Genomic DNA, 22,091 nt, shown 5'->3' with positions numbered 1-22,091 from the left:
ATGCTCAACCTGATCCTCGGCGGCGCCCGTTCGGGCAAGAGCCGCCTGGCCGAACAACTGGCCAGCGACAGCGACCTGCCCGTCACCTACATCGCCACCAGCAAGCCGCTCGATGGCGAAATGAACGAACGCGTGCGCTTGCACCGTGAGCGTCGGCCAGCCGACTGGGGGCTGATCGAGGAGCCCCTGGCGCTGGCCGACGTGTTGCGCGCTGAAGCCGCCGAGGGCCGCTGCCTGCTGGTCGATTGCCTGACCTTGTGGCTGACCAACCTGCTGATGCTCGAAGATCCGCAGCGCCTGGCCGCAGAGCGCGACGCGCTGCTCGACTGCCTGGAGCAATTGCCCGGCACGATCATTCTGGTCAGCAACGAAACCGGCCTGGGCGTGGTGCCCATGGGCGAGTTGACCCGCCGTTACGTCGACCTGGCCGGCGGGTTGCACCAGGCGGTTGCCGAGCGCTGCCAGCGTGTGGTGCTGACCGTGGCCGGCCTACCTCTCATGCTCAAAGGACCTGCTCTATGAACCAAGCCTGGTGGCGTGATGCCTGCCAACCTCTCGACAACGCCGCCATGGACCAGGCCCGCGCCCGTCAGCAGCAGCTGACCAAACCTGCCGGCTCGCTCGGCCAGCTCGAAGGCCTGGCCGTGCAACTGGCCGGGTTGCAGGGGTGTGAGCGGCCAACCCTGGATCAGGTCGCCATCACGATTTTCGCGGGCGACCACGGTGTGGTCGAGGAGGGCATCTCGGCCTATCCGCAGGCGGTCACCGGGCAGATGCTGCGTAACTTCGTTGGCGGTGGCGCGGCGATCAGCGTGCTGGCGCGTCAACTGCAGGCCAGCCTCGAAGTGGTCGACCTGGGCACCATCGACCCTGAGCTGGAACTGCCTGGGGTGCTTCACCTGCGCCTGGGCGCTGGTACCGCCAACTTCGCCCGCCAGGCGGCCATGACCGATGCGCAACTGCAGGCGGCCTTGCAGGCCGGTCGTGACAGTGCCCTGCGTGCGGCGGCCAAGGGGGCGCAGCTGTTCATCGGTGGCGAGATGGGCATCGGCAACACCTCCGCCGCCGCAGCCCTGGCCAGTACTTTGCTGGCCTGCCCGGCACGTGAGCTGAGTGGGCCGGGTACCGGCCTGGACAGTGCAGGTGTCCGCCACAAGGCCGAAGTGATCGAGCGCGCCCTGGTGCTGCACGGCCTGCGCGCCGATGCGCCGCTGCAGGCGCTGGCTTGTGTCGGCGGCTTCGAGATCGCGGCGCTGACCGGTGCCTACCTCGCCTGTGCCCAGCAGGGTATCGCGGTGCTGGTGGATGGCTTCATCTGCAGCGTCGCCGCATTGCTGGTGGTGCGCCTCAACCCACAGAGCCGTGACTGGCTGCTGTTCGCTCATCAGGGCGCGGAGCCTGGGCACAAGACCCTGCTCGCCGCGTTGCAGGCCGAGCCGCTGCTGGCCTTGGGGCTGCGCCTGGGCGAGGGCAGTGGAGCCGCCTTGGCGGTGCCGCTGATGCGCCTGGCCTGTGCCTTGCACGGGCAGATGGCGACCTTCGCCGAGGCTGCAGTGGCGGATCGCCCGGCATGATCCTCGACCTGCTGCGCCACGGTGAAACCGAGTTGGGCGGCGGCCTGCGCGGCAGCCTGGACGATGCCTTGACCGACAAGGGCTGGGGCCAGATGCGTGACGCGCTGGCGGATGCCGGCCCCTGGGATGTGCTGGTCAGCTCGCCGTTGCAGCGCTGTGCGCGGTTTGCCGCGCAGCTGGGCATGCCGGTACAGCTCGAAGCGGATCTGCAAGAGCTGCATTTCGGCGAGTGGGAAGGGCGCAGCGCAGTGCAGATCATGCAAACGCAGGCTGACGAGCTGGGGCGGTTCTGGGCTGACCCGTACAGCTACACACCGCCTGCGGGGGAGCCTGTCGCGGCCTTCGCCGAGCGCGTGCTGGCCGCCATCGGCCGCTTGCGCCAGCAGCATGCCGGCCAGCGCGTGCTGCTGGTCACCCATGGCGGCGTCATGCGCCTGCTGCTGGCACGTGCCCGTGGGCTGCCCAGGGAGCAGTTGCTGCAGGTCGAGGTCGGCCATGGCGCGCTGATGCGCCTGGCGGTGGATGAACATGGCGCGCTGCGCGAGGTGCTCTGACATGCTGCCGTTCTGGATTGCCTTGCAGTTTCTCAGCAGCTTGCCGGTGCGTTTGCCGGGGATGCCGGCGCCTCGGGAAATGGGGCGTTCGCTGCTTTGCTACCCGCTGGTGGGCGTGCTGTTCGGCCTCTTGCTGTGGGGGGCCAGCCACCTTCTGCAAAGTGTGCCGGCGCCGTTGCACGCAGCCTTGCTGCTGGCATTGTGGGTACTGCTCAGCGGCGCGCTTCATCTGGATGGCCTGGCCGACAGCGCCGATGCCTGGCTGGGCGGCTTCGGTGACCGTGAGCGCACGCTGCAGATCATGAAGGATCCGCGCAGCGGGCCGATTGCCGTGGTCACCCTGGTGCTGGTGTTGCTGCTGAAGTTCTGTGCCTTGTGGGTGCTGGTCGAACAGGAGGCGGGCATGGCATTGCTGCTGGCTCCGGTGGTAGGGCGAGCGGCGATGCTCGGGTTGTTTCTCGCTACCCCTTATGTGCGCCGCGGGGGCCTGGGGCAGGCGCTGGCCGAGCACTTGCCGCGGCGTGCGGCCAGGTGGGTTTTGCTCATCAGCGTGCTGGTGTGTTTGCTGCTGGGCGGCATGCGCGCGGTCTTGCCGATGTTGGTGGCGTTCGCGGTGTTCATCGGGTTGCGCCGGTTGATGTGCAAGCGTCTGGGTGGGACTACGGGCGATACGGCAGGGGCAATGCTTGAGATTCTTGAGCTGACGGTGCTGTTGGGGTTGGCGGTTTAGGAATACTCCTACAAACTGCGGTGAGCTTTCTTTTGATTTAATCGTGTCGGCAATTGGCAGTAAATTCCTGCAAATATTCGGCAAATGACGCTGTTCGCGCATTTGCCTAAGCTCGTGCTTTCTCCTTCACCGCCAAGGCATAGCGCATGCGAGCATTCCTGATGGCCCTCTTGCTGGCCACCACCAGCCCCGTTACGGCAGCCGACCTGATCGAGTTCTGGAGCACCCCGCGCCATGGCGGCAACAGCTTCAACCGCTTGCCGCCGGACCAGGCGTACTTCGATGCGTTGCGTGGCTACGGTGCGAGCTGGGTGCGGCTGTCCTATGACAAGTGGAAGCCCGCGCAGCGTGATTTCCTGTTGGGCAGCGCAGACCGCTACGAGCAGCTGCCCGCCGCCGATCTCAAGCAATTGCGCGATACCCTTGATCGCGCGCACAGGGCAGGGCTGAAGGTGGTCATTGCACCGCTATCGCTACCTGGCATGCGCTGGTCGCAAAACAACCAGGGGCAGTTCGATGACCGTCTGTGGCAGGGCAACGGCTATGCCCAGCAAGCGGCTCGCTTCTGGCGAGACCTGGCCCAGGCGCTGAAAGACCACCCTGCCGTCGCCGCCTATAACCTGATCAACGAGCCTGCCCCCGAGAAATCTGGTGGCCTGCCTGAGCATGCTTCGGCTGAGCGCATGCAGCAATGGTACGCATCGGCGCGGGGCGGGGCGCGTGACCTGCCTGCGCTCTACACCCAATTGATAGCGGCGATTCGCGAAGTGGATGCCAAGACCCCAGTCATGGTCGATGCGGGTTGGTACGCCAGCGCTGATGCCTTCGGTTACTGGCAGGCGCCATTGCAGGATGACCGCGTGCTTTACAGCGTGCACATGTACGAGCCCTATTCGGCCACCAGCGCGCCGAACCTGCTGCGCAAGGAGCCCATCCCTTACCCCGGCCCGGCGCTGTTCGGTGGTGAGGTACAGCAGTGGGATGCCGAACGGGTTCGGCAGTATCTGAACCTGCCGCTGGCCTGGATGGCACGCATGAAGCTGCCGCATTCCCGGCTGGTCGTGGGTGAATTCGGGTGCATGCGCCGGCTGCCTGGTTGCAGCGAATACCTGGAGGATGTGCTTTCGGTGATGGATCGTCATCGCCTGCACTGGGCGTTCTACAGCTTCCGTGAAGACAACTGGGATGGCATGGACTACGAACTGGGGTCGGCCAAGGTGCCATGGCGTTACTGGCAGGCAATCGAGCAAGGTGCGCCCGACCCGCTTGCACGCGAGGCCACCGCGGAATTCGAGCCGATTCGGCGTCGCCTGGCGGATTGAAATCTCTTGCAACAACATGGGTGCGGGTATATACACGTAATCATGTTGACCAGTGAATGCATCTGCACCCACCTGCGTCGTGCCGCCCGAGGGGTGAGCCGGCATTATGACGAGGCCCTTGCCGGCTTCGGCATCAACGTCGCTCAGTTTTCCCTGTTGCGCCACCTGCAGCGGCTCGATCGCCCCAGTATCACCTCGCTGGCCGAGGCCATGGGCCTGGAGCGCAGCACCTTGGGCCGCAACTTGCGGGTGCTGGAAGCCGAAGGCCTGGTGGCCCTGGCCGACGGCGACGATCAGCGCAACCGCGTGGTATTGCTGACCGAGGCGGGCGCGGCACGTTTGCAAGCGGCCCATCCCGCCTGGGAGCAGGCGCAGTTGACGCTGGTCGAGCAGCTGGGCCAAGGGCAGCGTGACGAGCTTGTGCGCTTGCTGGAGCGGCTTGCCTGATTCATTACGACTAAAAGCGGGTATATACCCGTACAACCTTGCGATGTGCTGGAGATAACGACAATGACTTCGGTGTGGCGAACCAGCGGGTGGGTACTTGTGGGGGCAGCGTTGATCCTGGCGCTATCCCTGGGTGTGCGGCACGGTTTCGGCTTGTTCCTGGCGCCGATGAGCGCCGATTTTGGCTGGGGCCGTGAAGTGTTCGCCTTCGCCATTGCCCTGCAGAACCTGATCTGGGGGCTGGCGCAGCCGTTTGCCGGCGCGCTGGCCGACCGCCTTGGCGCGGCGCGGGTGGTGATCATCGGCGGCATACTCTATGCCGCTGGCCTGCTGCTGATGAGTACCGCCGACTCGGCCTGGTCGCTGTCGCTCAGCGCCGGCCTGTTGATCGGGATCGGTCTGTCTGGCACCTCGTTCTCGGTCATCCTCGGTGTGGTCGGCCGTGCCGTCCCGGCGGAAAAACGCAGCATGGCCATGGGCATCGCCAGCGCCGCCGGCTCCTTCGGCCAATTCGCCATGCTCCCCGGTACCCTCGGCCTGATCGAATGGCTGGGGTGGTCCTCGGCGCTGTTGGTGCTTGGCTTGCTGGTGGCGCTGATCGTGCCCTTTGTCGGCCTGCTGCGTGATCGTCCGCTGCCCAGTCATGGGGTGGAGCAGACGCTGGGGCAGGCCCTGCGCGAGGCGTGCTCGCACTCCGGCTTCTGGTTGCTTGCCCTGGGCTTCTTCGTCTGCGGCTTCCAGGTGGTATTCATTGGCGTGCATCTGCCGGCTTACCTGGTCGACCAGCATCTGCCCGCGACCACCGGCACGACGGTGCTGGCGCTGGTCGGGTTGTTCAACATCGTCGGTACCTACACCGCTGGCTGGCTGGGTGGGCGAATGTCCAAGCCGCGCCTGCTCACCGCGCTGTATTTGCTGCGGGCAGTGGTGATCGCCCTGTTCCTGTGGGCGCCGGTGACTCAGGTCAGTGCCTACCTGTTTGGTATTGCCATGGGCCTGCTGTGGCTTTCCACCGTCCCTTTGACCAACGGCACCGTGGCCACGGTATTTGGCGTGCGCAACCTATCGATGCTGGGTGGCATCGTCTTCCTGTTCCACCAGCTGGGCGCATTCCTGGGTGGCTGGTTGGGTGGCGTGGTGTACGACCAGACCGGCAACTATGACCTGGTCTGGCAGATTTCGATTCTGCTCAGCCTGCTGGCTGCTGCGCTCAACTGGCCGGTACGTGAACGCCCGGTCGCCCGTTTGCAGGCGCAAGCGGCATGAACCGCTACCTGGTCCGCGGGCTGTTGCTGGCGGCCGTGGCGGTGTTGCTGGCATTGGTATGGTGGGGCTGGCAGCGGGGCGGGTTGGCATTGATGCAGCTGGGCATGAGCGTTTGTTAAGCGCTACCCTGCAAGTTCAAGGATTGTCTTGCAGGAGGTATGAACGATGCGTGCTCATTGGTTGACGATGCCGTTGCTGGCGCTACTGGCCGCCAGTTCCAGCTGGGCTGCCGATTGCCCGGCGGTGTTGCAGGGCAGCTTGCCCGAGTTGCGTGGCAAGGAGCAGGTCGACTTGTGCGAGCGCTTTGCCGGTAAACCGCTGGTGGTGGTCAACACGGCCAGCTATTGCGGTTTCGCGCCGCAGTTCGAGGGGCTGGAAGCGACCTACAAGGAGTACCACGAGCAGGGGCTGGAAATGCTCGGTGTGCCGTCCAACGACTTCAAGCAGGAAGACGCCGATAGCGAAAAGACGGCCAAGGTCTGCTACGCCAACTACGGTGTGACCTTCACCATGACCAAGACCCAGGCGGTGCGCGGCAAGGATGCGATACCGCTGTTCGCCGAGCTGGCGAAGCAGAGCAGCGCGCCGAAGTGGAATTTCTACAAGTACGTGGTGGATCGCAAGGGCAAGGTGATCGGCAACTTCTCGAGCCTGACCAAGCCCGATGATCCCGCCTTCAGGGCCGCGATCGAGAAAGCGATAGCTTCACACCCATAGTAACGCCGGCTTTTCGCTTTTCGCTTTTCGCTTTTCGCTTTTCGCTTTTCGCTTTTCGCTTTTGCTCTGCTTTTGCTTCTAAGTGCGCGGTAGTCCAGGCGACGCAGAGTGCGACTTCAGGAGGCCGAACGCAGGCGTCTGGAGGGCCAGGGTGCGCAGCACCCCTTCGGCGCAGCCGAAGGCGCGAGATGTAGACTTGCGCAGCAAGTCGTAGGCCGCGCGGGCCCGGAAGGCGCCGGAGTGAGGGGACCCCGGAGCGCAGCGTAGGGGCCGGATGATGGGAGCGGGGGTTTTTGCCTACTTTTTGCCCAGTCAAAAAGTAGGTCGCCGTAAAGGCGAAAAGGTGATTCAGCGCCTCCATGGCGAATGAATGTAAACCTGATCTGAAAGCCCACTTTTAAAAGCCAAAAGCCAAAAGCCAAAAGCCAAAAGCCAAAAGCTCGAATGCGGTAGTTTTGATTATTACGAGCGCATTCATTTGCGATGACGACGCACAGTCACCTTTCCGCCCTTACGGCGGGTTACTTTTTGACTGGGCAAAAAGTAACCAAAAACCCCGGCTCCCATCATCCGGCCCCTGCGCTGCGCTCCGGGGTCCCCTCACTCCGGCGCCTTCCGGGCCCGCGCGGCCTACGACTTGCTGCGCAAGTCTACATCTCGCGCCTTCGGCTACGCCGAAGGGGTGCTACGCACCCTGGCCCTCCAGACGCCTGCGTTCGGCCTCCTGAAGTCGCACTCTGCGTCGCCTGAACTACCGCGCGCTTAGAAGCAAAGCAAAAGCAAAGCAAAAGCAAAAGCAAAAGCAAAAGCAAAAGCAAAATCAGAGCAAGAGCCAGGCAGGGCGGTCAGTGTGGGTGCACTGTGATTGCTACCAGTTTCAGCACTACCGGCCTCACCATCAGTACGCACACGAATGCCACTGGCATCGCCAGCTGGTAGGCCTTCAGCACATTGCTCAGGTATTCCGGGTTCACTCCGGCATTCGCCGCTGTGATCACGAAGCACATCAGCAGTGCCATGATCGAAGACATGTAGAACGCGAACACGTACGGCGTAGCGCTCGGGCGAAGTTTGCGCCGGCTGCGCGTGTGGGACAGATTGCTCATGCGATCTCCTGACGGTTGGCTGAGGGCGCAGGTTAGCAATGCCCCGGCAGCGGCTGTAGACCCGCTCGATTGAGTTCTTTATAAAGAGATTATTACGAATCGAAGAGCTCGCCATGGATCTGCTCAACGCCATCCGCAGCTTCATCAAGGTGGTCGAAGCCGGCAGCATCGCCGCTGGCGCCCGCAACCTCGGTCTCAGCCCGGCGGCGGTCAGCCAGAACCTGGCGCGGCTTGAAGGGCATCTGCAGGTGCGTCTGCTCAGCCGCACCACCCGCAGCATGGCACTCACGCCTGCCGGTACCCAGTACTATGAACGGGTCAGGCACATCGAGCGCGACCTGGCCCTTGCCGAACAAGCGATCACCACGCCCGACAGTGAACCCCAGGGGCGGCTGTGCATCGCCTCGACGTCCGCGTTCGGTCGCCACGTGCTGGCACCGCTGATCCCGGCCTTCAGTGCCCGCTATCCGCTGCTTTCGATAGAATTGGTAACGACTGATCGCAAGGTCAATCACGCCCGCGAAGACGTGGACGTCAGCTTGCGCATCACCCCGCAACTGGAAGACCAACTGCTGGCGCGGCACATCGCCCGTATCCCGTTCATCTGCTGCGCGTCACCGGGTTACCTCGCCAGCAGTGGCCGGCCGACCACGCCCGAAGTGTTGCGTGATCATCGCTGCCTGGTTTTCCGTTACCCGGTGGACGGCCGATTCCTGCGTTGGGGGTTCGTGCGCGACGGCATGCGCTTCGAGGCGGAATTTGGCACTGTATTGATCAGTGACGACATCGACGCGCTGACCCAGATGGCCCTCAACGACGGTGGAATCACCCGCTTGGCCGAGTTCATCGTCAGGCCGCATCTGGCCTCGGGGGCGCTGGTGCCGCTGTTCGAATGCAGCGACCGCGGCCAGGCCTATGCACAGACCGAGCCGATGGATATCTACCTGTGCGTGGCAGACCGTTTCGCCATGACCGCGAAAGTGCGCGCATTCATGGGCTACCTGCGCGATGCCTTGGGCGATGCCTGGCAAGTGCGGGCATGAAAAAACCGCCACGAGGGCGGTTTCTCACAGAGCAGATACGAATCAGAAACGGTAGGTGAGCGAAGCACCGATACCGTGAGCGCTGTTCTCGTACTTGGCCTGGTAACGACCCTTGGTCGGGCTTGCCAGGTTGACCTTGGTGTCCTCTTCCCACAGGTAGGAATAGGCCACGTCGATGGTCATGTCGTCGGTTGGGCTGTAACCGGCACCGATGCTGATTGCCTTGCGATCACCCGTAGGGATGCGTGGCGAGCGGTCGGTGTTGTTGGTTGGCGACTGGTCGACGGAGAAGCCGGTACGCAGCACCCACTCCTTGTTGACCTTGTAGGACGCGCCAATGGCGTGCGCCCAGGTGTCGTGCCAGTTCTGCTCCTCGCTGATGGTGCCGAACTGGGCTGCCAGCGGTGCCGGGACTTCGTTGTTGACGGTGATGTCCTTAAGGCGGCTCCAGCGGGTCCAGGTGCTGCCTGCGTACAAGGTCCAGTGGTCATCCAGTTCGTGGGTGACCGAGAAGTCCACCGACTCAGGGGTCTTGATCTTCAGCGTCGCGTCGAACTTGCTGCCGCTGAACGGCCCGATCAGGGCGTTGTTGATCTTGGTATTGCCTTCGAGCTTGTAGTCGACCATCGAATGGTAGGTCAGGCCGAGGCGGGTGCGATCAGTGGCCTGAACCAGGATACCGATGTTGTAGCCGACGGCAGTGTCGTCGCCCTTGATCTTCACTTCGCCGTCATTGACGCCAGGAGAACGCGGGTTGATGGTGTTCGACCCCAGCTCGCCCTTGATTTTGTTGATGGTCGGGCCGAAACCGATCGAAACCACGTCGTTGAAGGCGTAGCTGACGGTTGGCTGGAAGGTGATGACCTCGACGTGGCTCTTCTTGCCCCAGTAGCGTGCGGCGTCGCCGCTGCCGTAGTCGGTTACCAGGCCGAACGGTACGTAGACACCGAAGCCGACGCTCCAGTGCTCATCGAGCGGCTTGACGTAGTAGCCCATCGGTACCCCTACCGTTGGCACCATGTCACCGTCGGTTTCTCCTGGCAGCGGGCTGCTGCCCGGGCCCGAGATGTCGGTCTTGGCGATGACTGCTGCGCCCCCTACGGTCACTTGCTGGCGCTTCAGGCGGGACATGCCGGCAGGGTTGCCATAAACCGTGCTGGCATCATCGGCAGCGGAAGAACGACCCGCGAAACCCGTCCCCATGCCGCTGATGCTTTGCTCGTTGAGGGCGAAGCCGGCAGCGAACAGTTGGCTGGATGCCAGGGCAACGGCTACGCCGAGGGAGGTTTTGAGCATTGCTTTTTTCATTATTAGAAACTCCTTGGGATCTCCGGGGCGAAAAGCTACCAACAAATCACGCGCCGCGCTATAGCCTGAATCACAGGAGATAGAGCGGTTTTGTAGGACAATCCGACCAAAATTCCCTTTTTTCCGGTAATGGTGTAGGACGCTTCTTAAGATGCCTGTGGCAATTTCTGCTCAACGCACAGTTGCCAGGCCTGAGTGAAGTCGCGCAGGCGACCTTGGGGGTGGAAAATCTGCCGCCAGATGCGTGCCAGGCCGAGCAGGTCGTCTGCCGCTGGCAGCGGTGTGGATTGCTCTTCGATGAGCATCCAGGCGATGGCGGTGGAGTAGCGCAGGTTCACCGTGAGTTCCAGGTGCGGCCCGCCGAGGAAGGCGTGCTGGCTGGCCAGGCCACGTACCAGGCTGGCCAGCTCCGGGTCACGGGCAAGGAAGTGGTCCCAGACAGCCTGGTGACGGCTTTCGCCAATGCGGTACAGGCCGTGGCCACGGCGGTCGTGCAAGGCTGAACCGAGTGCCGATTGGCTGGCCGCGATACCCAGCAGAAGGGCCTCGGCGCTGGCGCAGTGACGATTCAGATAGACCAGCGTTGGTCGGATCACATACTGACACAATTCATTCGCCGCGATACCCATGATGCCCTCGAGCAGTAAAGGGCCGACGGGCGCTGGAGCTTGGCAGCTGGTGATTGGTCAGGCCCGCCGGAAGCGGCAAGGGCCGCTCGAGTTGAAGTGTAGTGTGATAATCGTGGTGTAAAGGGCTGTTTTTAAATCGATTGCTGCCTGCTTCACGGCGCTATATGCCCTGCGGCAATTAGGCCAAGAACGATCAGGCAGCTCGCGGCCGGTGCCATTCAGGCCTTGAATGCCACGGTATTCGCCACTCACGCGGTGAGCGATTGGCGGGTGCGGGCGATCACGGCCTGCAGCGGTTCCGAGCGGCTGTACTGCTCGGGGTACAGGCGTTCGGTGTGGCAGGCGACGCCGTGTTCGTCCACCAGGGTGAAACTGAAGTTGCCCTTGCGTGGGGCGGTGATCAGACACTTCAACGGCGAGAAGGCCTGGGAGAGGGTGCCAATGGCAGCCTGAATTTGATGATGAGTTTGCATATTGTTGGATGTTCCTGCTTTAAACACGGGGGTTATGATCCGTGCATGATAGAAACGTTCCAGTGACGCCTTTATTAAGGGACGAACGAACCTGACTGGAACAGGGCAGCCAGAGAGAGCGCAATCAATGTGTGGGCGCTTGGGCTGACTGGTAGGTACTTCAGAAGGCAGGCAGCACGCCGGGGCCAAGGTTCTAGGCCATCGGGGTGGAATCCTGATCAATCTTCCGGTTGATTCGTGCTTGAACAGCGCTGGGCTGGCGAGGGAATCATCGAGTGGGCCGGTCCTGGTTTCAGCAGCGGTCGTTCGGGAGAGCGAGTGGGCTGCAAGGACGCTTGTGGCCAGAATTGACTTTCAGCTTGGGTACTAACGGAGCGCACCTTACCGAAAATGTGCGGCCATTGCAAGCGTTGCACGTTTCTTCAGGCGAGCCGCGCAGTATGGCGTGTCTTTCGCACGATGTGAAGAGGGGGCAACTGGCCTCCAACCGGCCCGATGTGCCAATTTCGTGCATCCAAACGCAGGCTTTCGGTGCACTTGTTCACATTCGTGGCATGACTTGTAACAGCTCGGCAACAGCCCCGTTCAGGCTCGCCAATGACTTGACTGGCACGTTAAGTCAATGAAAAAAAACACTAATTTTTGCTGGTGAAAAAATCGTCAGTTTGACTGTAGGCCCCATTTCACGGGGGTTTGCGGGCTCATTGAAGGGGTTGTCCACCGAGTTATCCACAGGAACTGTGGATTGTCCCGAGCGCTTGCTCTAGGACGGGCGTGCCAGCAAATCAGAGAACTGTCCGACAATCGACAGGCACCGGCCGACCAGCCAGTCACCCACTCGAAAACGTCAAGAAAAAATCATCGAAAAAAAATTTCAATCCTCCAGAAATCGACAGGTCATGCACGAAAAAAAGGAGTAGAGTGGCGCGCCTTTCGAGTTGCCATCCCTGATCGGTCATGAAGTTTCGCGGTAAACCCCTCGCCAGCCCCGCTGTTGCCTCGTCAGCCTCCTCGCCCAAACGCTTTTCCCTGAAAGTGGCCCTCTGGCTGCTCGACAACCCGCGCCTGGGTGACAAGCAACAGGTCAAGCACATCGCCGGGCACCTGCTCAAGCAGCCTGCGCGCGAAGGCGTGGTGGTGGCGCAGAGCCGGTTGGGGCAGATGCTCTGCCGCGAATGCGGCAATGCCCGCGACCGTCGCATTGGCCATGAGCTACTGCGTCAGGCGGCGCGGGCCGGGGACCGGCGCGCGCAGCTGGAGTATGCGCGGCTGTTCCAGGCCGATGCGTCGGAACAGGCGCCCGCCCCGGCAGACTGATAAGCTGCACTCAATTCGCAATACTGTGATCGGGGTAAGCATGGCAGTGGATCTGACCAGCATTCTGCTGGGCTTGGTGGCAGGGGCCTTGCCTTGCCTGGGTTGGGTCATGCAGGTGCAGCGCCGCCAGGGCGCGCGTCAGGGCGAGCAGGCCCTGCTCGAAGAGCGTCTGGGCAGTGCGCAACTGGCCCTGACCGGCCTGCAGGCGCAACTGGATGCCAGCCGCGACGAGGTGAGCGACCTCAGCGAAGCCAACACCCTCAAGCAGACCCAGCTGGCCGCCCAGGGCCGTGAACTGGAGCTGCTGCAGATCGACCGCGACAATGCCCGAGATGCCGCCCACGCCTGGCACCTCGAGCGCGCCACGCGCGAAGCCGAACTGCGCCGTCTTGAGGCCCAGGCTGCGCGCCTGGAGGCCGAACTGCGAGAGCAACAGGACAGCCATCAGCAGCGCCTGGAAGACCTCCAGGAGGCCCGCGACACCCTGCGCGCCCAGTTCGCCGACCTGGCCACGAAAATCTTCGACGAGCGCGAGCAGCGCTTCGCCCAGACCAGCCAGCAGCACCTGGGCCAGTTGCTCGACCCGCTCAAGGAGCGTATCCAGGCCTTCGAAAAGCGCGTCGAGGAAAGCTACCAGCAGGAAGCCCGCGAGCGCTTCTCACTGGGCAAGGAGCTGGAGCGCCTGCAGCAGCTCAACCTGCGCCTGTCCGACGAAGCCACCAACCTCACCCAGGCACTCAAGGGCCAGAAGACCCAGGGCAACTGGGGCGAGTTGATTCTGGAGCGGGTGCTGGAGCATGCCGGCCTGGAGAAAGGCCGCGAGTACCAGACCCAGGTCAGCCTGAAGAGCGCCGATGGCGAGCGCTTCCAGCCTGACGTGCTGATCATGCTGCCCGGTGACAAGCAGGTGGTGGTCGATGCCAAGGTCAGCCTCACCGCGTACCAGCAATTTGTCGGCAGCAACGACGAAGCCTCACTCAAGCAGCACGTGCAATCGCTGCGCAACCACGTCAAAGGCCTGTCGAGCAAGGACTACAACCGCCTCGAAGGCCTGCACAGCCTGGATTTCGTACTGCTGTTCGTGCCCATCGAGGCGGCCTTCTCGGCGGCCTTGCAGGCCGAACCCAACCTGTTCCAGGAAGCGTTCGACCGGCAGATCGTGATCGTCAGCCCGACCACCTTGCTGGCCACCCTGCGGGTCATCGACAGCCTGTGGAAGCAGGAGCGCCAGGGCCAGAACGCCCGTGAGATCGCCGAGCGCGCCGGGTGGCTGTACGACAAGTTCGTGCTGTTCATTCAGGACCTGGACGAACTGGGCAACCGCCTGCAACAGGTCGACAAGGCCTACGCCGCAGCGCGCAACAAACTGTGCGAAGGGCGCGGCAACCTGGTCAGCCGCAGCGAGCAGCTCAAGCTGCTCGGCGCCCGCGCCAGCAAGAGCCTGCCGGCCGAGCTGCTGGAGCGGGCACTCGCGGACGAAGCACTGGCTGACGAAGCCGTTACTGAACCAGGCTCAGATGGCGATTGAGCAGCGCGCGCAAGGCTGCCGGCTTCACCGGTTTGGCCAGGTAGTCCAGGCCCGCGGCATGCACGGTGGCCAAGGTTTCCTTGCTGCCGTCGGCACTGATCACCACGCCGGGCACCGGCTCGCCCAGGCGCGCACGTAGCCAGCCCATCAGTCCGGTGCCGGTTTCGCCGTCGTCCAGGTGGAAGTCCACCAGCGCCAGGTGCGGGCGCATGCCCTTGGCCAGCAGTGCTTCGCATTCGGCGCGGTTGCGTGCGGTCCACACCTGGCAGCCCCAGCGGCTGAGCAGGCTGTTCATGCCGATCAGGATGCTGTCTTCGTTGTCCACGCACAGCACCTGCAAGCCGGCCAGTGGCTGGCTCGCAGCTTCCACCGGGGCGCTCGGCGCCGCCACCGCCTGGTGGGCAATCGGTACCTTGACCCGGAACACTGTGCCTTTGCCGGGCCACGAGCGTACTTCCAGCGTGTGGCCGAGCACCCGGCACAGGCCGTCGGCGATCGCCAGGCCCAGGCCCAGGCCTTTTTCGGCGCGGGTCTGGTGGCTGTCCAGGCGCTTGAACTCCTGGAAAATCACCTGCAGCTTGTCGTCGGCAATGCCCGGGCCACGGTCCCATACCTCCAGCCACAGGTGCTCGCCCTGGCGGCGTACCCCCAGCAGGATCGGGCTCTTGCCGTAGCGCAGGGCATTGGTGAGGAAGTTCTGCAACACCCGGCGCAGCAGCTTCATGTCGCTGTCGACCCGCAGGCGGCTGCCGCGCAGGCGGAACTCCAGGCCCTTTTCGGCCGCCAGCACCTTGAACTCGGCACCGAGGGTGTCGAACAGTTCGTTGAGGGCGAACGGTTTGGCGTCGGGGGTGATCTTGCCGTTTTCCAGGCGCGAGATGTCCAGCAGGTCACTGATCAGCTCCTCGGCCGAGCGCAGCGAGCTGTCCATGTGCTGCACCAGCTGCTGGGCCTCTTCGTTCATGCCTTCGGCCTGTTGCGACAGGGCGGCGGAGAACAGCCGTGCCGCGTTCAGCGGCTGCATCAGGTCATGGCTGACCGCCGCGAGGAAGCGGGTTTTGGACTTGCTGACCGCTTCGGCCTGGCTCTTGGCTTCCGAGAGTGCCTGGTTGAGCTGCGACAACTCATGGGTCCGTTCGGCCACGCGCTGCTCCAGCCCCTCGTTGGCGTCGCGCAGCGCCTGTTCGGCTTCGCGGAACGGGGTGATGTCGGTGAAGCTCATGACGAAGCCGCCACCGGGCATCGGGTTGCCGATCAACTCGATCACCCGGCCATTGGGGAACAGCCGTTCGGAAGAGTGCGCGCGCCCCTGGCGCATCCAGTGCAGGCGCCGCGCCACATGAACTTGTGCCTCGCCCGGGCCGCACAGGCCGCGCTCGGCGTTGTAGCGGATGATGTCGGCGATCGGCCGGCCGACGCTGATCAGCCCGTCGGGGTAGTTGAACAGCTCCAGGTAACGGCGGTTCCAGGCCACCAGGTGCAGGTTCTGGTCGACCACGCTGATGCCCTGGTTGATGTTCTCGATGGCGCCCTGCAGCAGGGCGCGGTTGAACTGCAGCACCTCGCTGGCTTCGTCGGCGATGCGCACCACGTCTTCGAGCTGCATGTCGCGGCCTTCGATGGCCGCCTTGACCACGGCGCGGGTCGAAGAGCTGCCCAGCACGCCGGCGAGCAGGCGCTCGGTGTGTTCGATCCAGTCGCCGTCGGCGTTCTGGTTGGGGTTGAAGCCCTTGCCCTGGCGGTAGGCGAAGCGGATGAAGCTCTGCCGCGCACGTTCCTCGCCGACGAAGCGCGAGGCCAGGTTGAGCAGGTCATCGATCTGTACCGCCAGCAGCGGTTTGCTGCTGGGCCGGGCGCTGGTCTGCTGGCCGATGAAGCGCCCGGCCTGCCAGTGTTCCGACACGCGGGTACGCGACAGCATCGACACCCAAACGAACAAGGTGAAGTTGCCCGCCAATGACAGCACCACGCCCTGGGTCAGGGGGCTGATCGGCAGGTCGAGCGGGTTGCCGTGCAGCCAGGCCAGGCCGGGGAACAGCCCCAGTGACAGGCCCAGGCTGTGGGCGATGATCGGCAGCACCAGGGTGTAGAACCACAGGAAGATGCCCGCCGCCAGGCCGGCGAACACGCCACGGCGGTTGGCCTGCTTCCAGTACAGCGCGCCGAGCATGGCCGGGGTCAGCTGGGTGACGGCGGCGAAGGCAATCTGGCCGATGGTCGCCAGGCTCGCGGTGGAGCCGAGCAGGCGGTAGCTGACATAGGCCAGCAGCAGGATCACCACGATGGTCACCCGGCGCACCGACAGCATCCAGTGGCGGAATGCCTCGAACGGCCGCTCGGCGTTGGTGCGGCGCAGTAGCCAGGGCAGCAGCATGTCGTTGGAGACCATGGTCGACAACGCCACGGCCTCTACGATGACCATGCCGGTAGCGGCCGAAGCACCGCCGATGAAGGCCAGCAGGGCCAGGCTCGGGTGCGCTTCGGCCAGCGGCAGGCTGATGACGAAGGAATCGGAAATTACCGTGCCGGGCAGCAGCATCTGCCCGGCCAGGGCGATCGGCACCACGAACAGTGCGGCCAGGGCCAGGTACAGCGGGAATACCCAGCGCGCCAGGCGCATGTCCTGGGGTTCGATGTTTTCCACCACGGTGACGTGGAACTGCCGTGGCAGGCAGATGATCGCCATCATCGCCACGGCGGTCTGCACCACCATCGACGGCCAGTTGATGGTCTCCTGCCAGTAGCTGTCCAGCTGCACCGACTGGCGCGCCTGGGTCAACAGGTCGTCGAAGCCATCGTACAGGTTGAACACCACGAACACGCCCACGGCAAGGAACGCCAGCAGCTTGATCAGTGACTCGAAGGCGATGGCCAGGACCATGCCACGGTGGTGCTCGGTGACGTCCAGGCTGCGCGTGCCGAAGACGATGGCGAACAGCGCCAGCACCAGCGACACCACCAGCGCGGTGTCCTGCACGCGGGTGCCGGTGGCGTCGGCGTTGGCGCCGATCAGCAGGTTGACGCCGAGCACGATGCCTTTGAGCTGCAGGGCGATGTAAGGCAGCACGCCGACCAGGCAGATCAGCGCCACCACCACCGCCAGGGACTGCGACTTGCCGTAGCGCGCAGCGATGAAGTCGGCGATCGAGGTGATGTTCTGCTGCTTGCTGATCAGCACCATCTTCTGCAGCACCCACGGCGCGAAGATCAGCAGCAGGATCGGCCCGAGGTAGATCGGCAGGAACGCCCAGAGCTGTTCGGCGGCCTGGCCGACCGCGCCGAAGAACGTCCAGCTGGTGCAGTACACCGCCAGCGACAGGCTGTACACCCACGCACGCAGACGCGGCGGCAACGGCGTGCTGCGGCGGTCGCCGTAAAAGGCGATGGCGAACATGACGGCCATATAGGCCAGGGCGACCACGGCGATCAGCCCGCTGGACAACGACATGAAAACTCCGGAGCAAAAAGGATAACGCGGTCCCGATCAATCAGTCTGGCACGCGGGCGGCGGTTCGTCAGCGCCGACGATGGTCGCAGCGGCGCGTCGTCGCAGGTACCGCTTCGTCCTGTGCCGGCCTCTTCGCGGGCACGCCCGCTCCCACAGGTTCATTGCAAGCCTTGAGGTGCCCGCGAAGAGGTCGGCACAGGCAACATCAACCTTTGCGGGTTCCCAGCCAGTAGAACACCCCTGCCAGTATCACCGACATCACCAGCAGGTAGAAGATCACCCCCGGCCACCACCGCCCCAGAGCGAACCCCACCAACACCGGACCCAGCGCCGCACCGAGGTTGGACAGGTTCTGCGCCCCGTAATACACCCCACGCAGGTGCTCCGGGGCAATCAGGTCGATGAACATGTACTCGGCGGGTATGACGATGATCTCCCCAAGGGTGAACACCAGCATCGCCAGGCACCAGGCCATTACCGATCCGGCCATGGCAAAGCCCAGCAATCCGGCAATGAACAGCGCCATGCCGGCCAGCAGCCAGGGCATCAGCTGCTGGCGGCCGATGCGCCGGCCGATCAGGTACTGCAGGGCGATCACCGTGACCGCGTTGGTGGTCACCAGGTAGCCGACCAGCCGCGCTGCCTCGCTGGCGCTGCTGGTCACCACCAGGTACTGCGACAGGTAGGCGGTGAACTGGCCGAACACCACCGCACTCAGTACGCCACCCAAGGTGAAGCACACCAGCCGACGATCACGCGCCAGCCCCAGCGCCACCTGGGCGAACCCGGCACTTGGCTGCTCCTGGGCGCTGGCCTGTAACCCACGGTCGCCAAGTCGCCAGTAAGCCAGGCACATGCCCAGGCCAGTCAGCGCCGAGGCAATGAAAGGCAGGTGATCGTCCAGCTCCAGCATGGCCACGCCGAGCAGCGGGCCGACGGCATAGCCGACGTTGCTCAGGGTGTACTTGATGGCGAACACCTCGGCCCGTTGCTCCACCGGCAGCAGCGCGCAGAAGCCGGCCTTGGCGGCGATGTCGACCACCGCCAGGGCCAGGTTGATCAGCACCAGGCAAAGGAAAAACAACAACGCCGATCGGCCGGCGATGGCGGCCACGAAGGCCAGGGCAAAGACCAGCGTGCTGGCGCTGACCAAGGTGTGATTGCGCACGGTGTCGACCAGGTGCCCGCCGTACAGGCTCAGCAGCGAGGCAACGATCAGCGCGCCACCGATCAGCAGGCCGATCTGGCCGACCGACAGCTGGAAGTTGTCGGCCAGGTAGACCACCAGGTAGGGCAGGGTGATGGCCCGAGCGACAGTGAGGGTGAAGGTGGTGGCCAGCAGCAGGCGGACGCTGGTGGGGTAGCCTTTGAGGGCGGCGAGCATTTCCACGTCCTTGTTGTGGGTGTTTTCCGATGCCTGAGCATAAGTGAGGCCGGCAGCGGCGACCAGCGGAGGATTGACAGCCCGCCAGCCACCGGGAATACTCTCGAAAAAATTCATATATATGTTTACATAACAAGACGAGAGCCGACCCATGCACCCACTGTCCGGTGATGCTCGACTGCCACGCTATCAACAGCTGCGCGATCACCTGATCGAGCAGATCGCCAACAACCGCTGGCGTCCGGGCGAGGCCATTCCGACCGAAGCGGCGCTGGCCACCGAGTTCGACATGTCCGTCGGCACCGTGCGCAAGGCCGTCGATGTGCTGGTCGCCGAAGGTGTGCTGGAGCGCCAGCAGGGCCGAGGCACCTTCATCCGCCGCCCGCAGTTCCAGTCTTCGCTGTTCCGCTTCTTCCGCTTCGAGACCGCCACCGGCGAGCGGGTGATGCCAGAAAGCCGCATCCTTTCCATCGAGCCGGTACCGGCACCCTCGGCCGTTGCCCAAGCCCTGGGCCTGGCCGCCGAGGCCGAGGTCATTCGCATCGTTCGTACCCGCCTGCTCGGCGCCCAACCGGTGCTCGCCGAAGAGATCTGGCTGCCGCGCCAGACCTTCCAGCCGCTGCTCGACGTCGAGCTGCAAAGCAAAGGCCCGTTGCTGTACCCGATCTACGAGGAACTGTGCGGCCAGGTGGTCGCCTACGCCGAAGAGACCCTGACCGCCGAAGCGGTGGATGCGGCCCATGGGCGCTTGTTGCAACTGCCGGCCGACAGCCCGGTGGTGGTGATCGAGCGCCTGGCCCGTGATTACGCCGGCAAACCTCTGGAATGGCGCCGCTCGCGCGGCCACGCGCAGCACTTCCGCTACCGCGTCGACATTCGCTGAGCCGTTAACCCGGCCGTTTCGCCTTTCACCCGTCTGCGCCGTTCTGCCACGGCGCAGTGGCTTCGCCTGCCCGGTCGCCAGCGTGCCAAGCGCTTCGGCACGCCTGGCCGCAACACACACGACTAAGAAGGATAACAATCATGTTCAGTTGGTACCGCCAGATCACTTCACGGGAACGCAATACGTTCTGGGCCTGTTTCGGTGGCTGGTCGCTCGATGCGCTGGAAGTGCAGATGTTCGGCCTGGCCATTCCCGCGCTGATCGCCGCGTTCTCCCTGACCAAGGGCGATGCCGGCCTGATCAGCGGCCTGACCCTGGTGACTTCGGCGATCGGCGGCTGGCTCGGCGGCACCCTGTCGGACCGTTATGGCCGCGTGCGGACCCTGCAATGGATGATCCTCTGGTTCTCCTTCTTCACCTTCCTCTCGGCGTTCGTCACCGGCTTCTACCCACTGCTGTTCGTCAAGGCCATGCAGGGCTTCGGCATCGGTGGCGAGTGGGCGGCCGGTGCGGTGCTGATGGCCGAGACCATCAACCCGAAATACCGCGGCAAGGTCATGGGCACCGTGCAGAGTGCCTGGGCCGTGGGCTGGGGCCTGGCGGTGGGGCTGTTCACCCTGATCTACTCGCTGGTACCGGCAGAATACGCCTGGCGGGTGATGTTCTTCGTCGGCCTGCTGCCATCGCTGCTGATCATCTGGGTGCGCCGCAACGTGCCGGAGCCGGACAGCTTCCAGCGCCTGCAAAAAGACAAGGCCATCCCCGGCAGCTTCTTCACGTCCATGGCCGGCATCTTCCGCCCCGAACTGCTGCGCGTGACCCTGCTCGGCGGCCTGCTGGGCCTGGGCGCCCACGGGGGTTACCACGCGGTGATGACCTGGCTGCCGACCTTCCTCAAGACCGAACGCAACCTTTCGGTACTCAACTCCGGTGGTTACCTGGCGGTGATCATCTTCGCCTTCTGGTGTGGTTGCGTGGTCAGTGGCCTGCTGATCGACCGCATCGGCCGGCGCAAGAACATCCTGCTGTTCGCCCTGTGCTGCGTGCTGACCGTGCAGGCCTATGTGTTCTTCCCGCTGAGCAACACCCAGATGCTGTTCCTCGGCTTCCCGCTGGGCTTCTTCGCCGCTGGTATCCCGGCCAGCCTGGGGGCGTTCTTCAACGAGCTGTACCCGGCTGACGTGCGCGGTGCCGGGGTTGGCTTCTGCTACAACTTCGGCCGCGTGCTGTCGGCGGTGTTCCCGTTCCTGGTCGGCCACATGAGCGAGTCCATGTCGCTGGGTAGCGCGATCGGTATCGATGCCGGCATCGCTTACGGCGTGGCCATGCTCGCCGCGCTGTGCCTGCCGGAAACCCGTGGCCGCAACCTCGAGGCCACACCCGCGCCGGCAATGGCTGGCGCTGTCGCCAAGTAACCTGACTGTTCTGTGAAAACCATGCCCGACGTTCCTGCTTCACACCTGACCGCCATCGACAGCCATGCCCACGTGTTCAGCCGTGGGCTGAACCTGGCCAGCGAGCGGCGTTACGCGCCCAGCTACGATGCGCCGCTGGGCGATTACCTGGGCCAGTTGCTGGCGCATGGTTTCAGCCATGGCGTACTGGTGCAGCCCAGTTTTCTGGGCACCGACAACCGCTACCTGCTCAGTGCCCTGCAGACGGTGCCGGCGCAACTGCGCGGGGTGGTGATGCTTGACCGGGACGTTGAGCGCGAGACGTTGCAGGCGATGGACCGGCTTGGGGTCAGGGGCGTACGCCTGAACCTCATGGGCCAGCACCTGCCAGACCTGACAGGTGCCGAATGGCGGCCGTTGCTGGAGCGCATCGGCGAGCAGGGCTGGCACCTGGAACTGCACCGTCATGTGGCGGACATTCCGGCACTGGTGCGGGCATTGGAGCCTTATGGTCTGAACATTGTGGTTGACCATTTCGGTCGGCCCGATGCCCGCCTGGGCTTGGGGCAGCCAGGCTTTGCCGAGTTGCTGACGCTGGGGGGCAAGGGCAAGGTTTGGGTCAAGGTGTCGGGTATCTACCGGCTTGAAGGGACGCCGGAGCAGAACCTGGCGTTTGCCCGTCAGGCGCTGTGTGCGCTTGAAGCCCACTATGGGGCCGAACGGCTGATGTGGGGCAGTGACTGGCCGCATACCCAGCATGAGTCTGCGGTGAGCTTTACCCGGGTTGTCGAGCAGTTCGATGCCCTGGGCTGCTCGGCTGAATTGCGCCGGGCGCTGTTGGTGGATACCGCGCGGGTGCTGTTCGGCTTCGAGTGATGTGGCGCCTGTGCCGGCCTCTTCGCGGGCGCGCCCGCTCCCACAGGATCACCACAGCCTTGAAGACTGCGCAGTACCTGTGGGAGCGGGCA

The 22,091-nt window shown here is 64.0% G+C and carries 21 protein-coding genes; 15 read left to right on the top strand and 6 right to left on the bottom strand.

Annotation, left to right across the window (positions count from 1 at the left end):
* The 9 genes from cobU (at position 1) to CAF78_RS11645 (ending at position 6,610) form a co-directional block, all read left to right on the top strand.
* Entirely contained in the window at positions 1-522 is a 522-nt protein-coding gene (gene cobU / locus CAF78_RS11680; RefSeq protein ID WP_085675353.1) for a bifunctional adenosylcobinamide kinase/adenosylcobinamide-phosphate guanylyltransferase, read from the top strand.
* On the top strand, positions 519-1,574 hold the full coding sequence (gene cobT / locus CAF78_RS11675; RefSeq protein ID WP_085675354.1) for a nicotinate-nucleotide--dimethylbenzimidazole phosphoribosyltransferase: 1,056 nt from the start codon (positions 519-521) through the stop codon (positions 1,572-1,574). Before cobU ends, cobT begins: the two co-directional genes overlap by 4 nt.
* The gene (cobC, locus tag CAF78_RS11670; protein WP_085675355.1) at positions 1,571-2,128 is read left to right on the top strand and encodes an alpha-ribazole phosphatase family protein; all 558 of its coding nucleotides are present in this window, start codon (positions 1,571-1,573) and stop codon (positions 2,126-2,128) included. The genes cobT and cobC overlap by 4 nt, the downstream gene beginning before the upstream one ends.
* A 1-nt stretch (position 2,129) precedes the next feature.
* Positions 2,130-2,858 (top strand): adenosylcobinamide-GDP ribazoletransferase, encoded by a 729-nt coding sequence (locus CAF78_RS11665; RefSeq protein ID WP_085675356.1) that lies wholly within the window; start codon positions 2,130-2,132, stop codon positions 2,856-2,858.
* Between the two features lie 209 nt (positions 2,859-3,067).
* Entirely contained in the window at positions 3,068-4,180 is a 1,113-nt protein-coding gene (locus CAF78_RS11660; protein WP_371856894.1) for a glycoside hydrolase family 5 protein, read from the top strand.
* A gap of 42 nt (positions 4,181-4,222) precedes the next feature.
* Complete coding sequence (locus tag CAF78_RS11655) at positions 4,223-4,627, top strand: MarR family winged helix-turn-helix transcriptional regulator (protein WP_085675358.1); 405 nt, start codon at positions 4,223-4,225, stop codon at positions 4,625-4,627.
* 63 nt (positions 4,628-4,690) lie between these two features.
* Positions 4,691-5,893 carry an MFS transporter gene (locus CAF78_RS11650; RefSeq protein WP_085675359.1) on the top strand — a complete coding sequence of 401 codons (1,203 nt, stop codon included), beginning with the start codon at positions 4,691-4,693 and terminating at the stop codon, positions 5,891-5,893.
* Positions 5,890-6,012 (top strand): hypothetical protein, encoded by a 123-nt coding sequence (locus CAF78_RS28735; protein WP_256573870.1) that lies wholly within the window; start codon positions 5,890-5,892, stop codon positions 6,010-6,012. The genes CAF78_RS11650 and CAF78_RS28735 overlap by 4 nt, the downstream gene beginning before the upstream one ends.
* A 46-nt stretch (positions 6,013-6,058) precedes the next feature.
* The gene (locus CAF78_RS11645) at positions 6,059-6,610 is read left to right on the top strand and encodes a glutathione peroxidase (protein WP_085675360.1); all 552 of its coding nucleotides are present in this window, start codon (positions 6,059-6,061) and stop codon (positions 6,608-6,610) included.
* A gap of 845 nt (positions 6,611-7,455) precedes the next feature.
* Here CAF78_RS11645 and CAF78_RS11640 read toward each other — a convergent pair.
* Positions 7,456-7,716 carry a DUF2798 domain-containing protein gene (locus CAF78_RS11640; RefSeq protein ID WP_085675361.1) on the bottom strand — a complete coding sequence of 87 codons (261 nt, stop codon included), beginning with the start codon at positions 7,714-7,716 and terminating at the stop codon, positions 7,456-7,458.
* 113 nt (positions 7,717-7,829) lie between these two features.
* Between CAF78_RS11640 and CAF78_RS11635 the strand changes: the two genes are divergently transcribed.
* Positions 7,830-8,759 carry a LysR family transcriptional regulator gene (locus tag CAF78_RS11635; protein ID WP_085675362.1) on the top strand — a complete coding sequence of 310 codons (930 nt, stop codon included), beginning with the start codon at positions 7,830-7,832 and terminating at the stop codon, positions 8,757-8,759.
* A gap of 42 nt (positions 8,760-8,801) precedes the next feature.
* Here CAF78_RS11635 and CAF78_RS11630 read toward each other — a convergent pair whose 3' ends face one another.
* From CAF78_RS11630 to CAF78_RS11620, 3 genes are all read right to left on the bottom strand, one after another.
* Entirely contained in the window at positions 8,802-10,067 is a 1,266-nt protein-coding gene (locus tag CAF78_RS11630) for an OmpP1/FadL family transporter (RefSeq protein WP_085675363.1), read from the bottom strand.
* Between the two features lie 146 nt (positions 10,068-10,213).
* The gene (locus CAF78_RS11625; protein WP_085675364.1) at positions 10,214-10,696 is read right to left on the bottom strand and encodes a hypothetical protein; all 483 of its coding nucleotides are present in this window, start codon (positions 10,694-10,696) and stop codon (positions 10,214-10,216) included.
* Between the two features lie 248 nt (positions 10,697-10,944).
* The gene (locus CAF78_RS11620) at positions 10,945-11,169 is read right to left on the bottom strand and encodes a hypothetical protein (RefSeq protein WP_012313162.1); all 225 of its coding nucleotides are present in this window, start codon (positions 11,167-11,169) and stop codon (positions 10,945-10,947) included.
* Positions 11,170-12,126: 957 nt separating this feature from the next.
* On the opposite strand from CAF78_RS11620, the gene CAF78_RS11615 reads away from it, so the two are divergent.
* Both CAF78_RS11615 and rmuC read left to right on the top strand, forming a co-directional pair.
* A complete protein-coding gene (locus CAF78_RS11615; protein ID WP_085675365.1) occupies positions 12,127-12,486 on the top strand; it encodes a sel1 repeat family protein in 360 nt (119 codons plus the stop codon).
* A 154-nt stretch (positions 12,487-12,640) separates the two neighbouring features.
* Positions 12,641-14,014: a DNA recombination protein RmuC gene (gene rmuC / locus CAF78_RS11610; RefSeq protein ID WP_177408528.1), complete on the top strand. Its 1,374-nt coding sequence runs from the start codon at positions 12,641-12,643 to the stop codon at positions 14,012-14,014.
* On the opposite strand, the gene CAF78_RS11605 is transcribed toward rmuC, so the two are convergent.
* Positions 13,986-17,462, bottom strand: coding sequence for a hybrid sensor histidine kinase/response regulator (locus tag CAF78_RS11605; protein WP_085675367.1), 3,477 nt, complete (start codon positions 17,460-17,462; stop codon positions 13,986-13,988). The two genes, rmuC and CAF78_RS11605, sit on opposite strands and share 29 nt — an antisense overlap.
* A 205-nt stretch (positions 17,463-17,667) precedes the next feature.
* On the bottom strand, positions 17,668-18,846 hold the full coding sequence (locus CAF78_RS11600) for an MFS transporter (RefSeq protein WP_085675368.1): 1,179 nt from the start codon (positions 18,844-18,846) through the stop codon (positions 17,668-17,670).
* A 151-nt stretch (positions 18,847-18,997) separates the two neighbouring features.
* Here CAF78_RS11600 and CAF78_RS11595 point away from each other — a divergent pair, with 151 nt between their 5' ends.
* The 3 genes from CAF78_RS11595 to CAF78_RS11585 all read left to right on the top strand — a co-directional run bounded on the left by CAF78_RS11595 (position 18,998) and on the right by CAF78_RS11585 (position 21,999).
* Positions 18,998-19,729, top strand: coding sequence for a GntR family transcriptional regulator (locus CAF78_RS11595; RefSeq protein WP_085675369.1), 732 nt, complete (start codon positions 18,998-19,000; stop codon positions 19,727-19,729).
* Positions 19,730-19,869: 140 nt separating this feature from the next.
* Positions 19,870-21,144 carry an MFS transporter gene (locus CAF78_RS11590; RefSeq protein WP_085675370.1) on the top strand — a complete coding sequence of 425 codons (1,275 nt, stop codon included), beginning with the start codon at positions 19,870-19,872 and terminating at the stop codon, positions 21,142-21,144.
* Positions 21,145-21,165: 21 nt separating this feature from the next.
* Positions 21,166-21,999, top strand: a complete 834-nt coding sequence (locus CAF78_RS11585) for an amidohydrolase (RefSeq protein WP_085675371.1) — start codon at positions 21,166-21,168, stop codon at positions 21,997-21,999.
* Positions 22,000-22,091: the final 92 nt, after the last annotated feature.

It is taken from the genome of Pseudomonas sp. R28(2017) (assembly GCF_002112505.1).
In the GTDB taxonomy this organism is placed as follows: domain Bacteria; phylum Pseudomonadota; class Gammaproteobacteria; order Pseudomonadales; family Pseudomonadaceae; genus Aquipseudomonas.
Note: the sequence above shows the minus strand (reverse complement) of the source record. Positions and strands in the feature narration are given on the sequence as shown.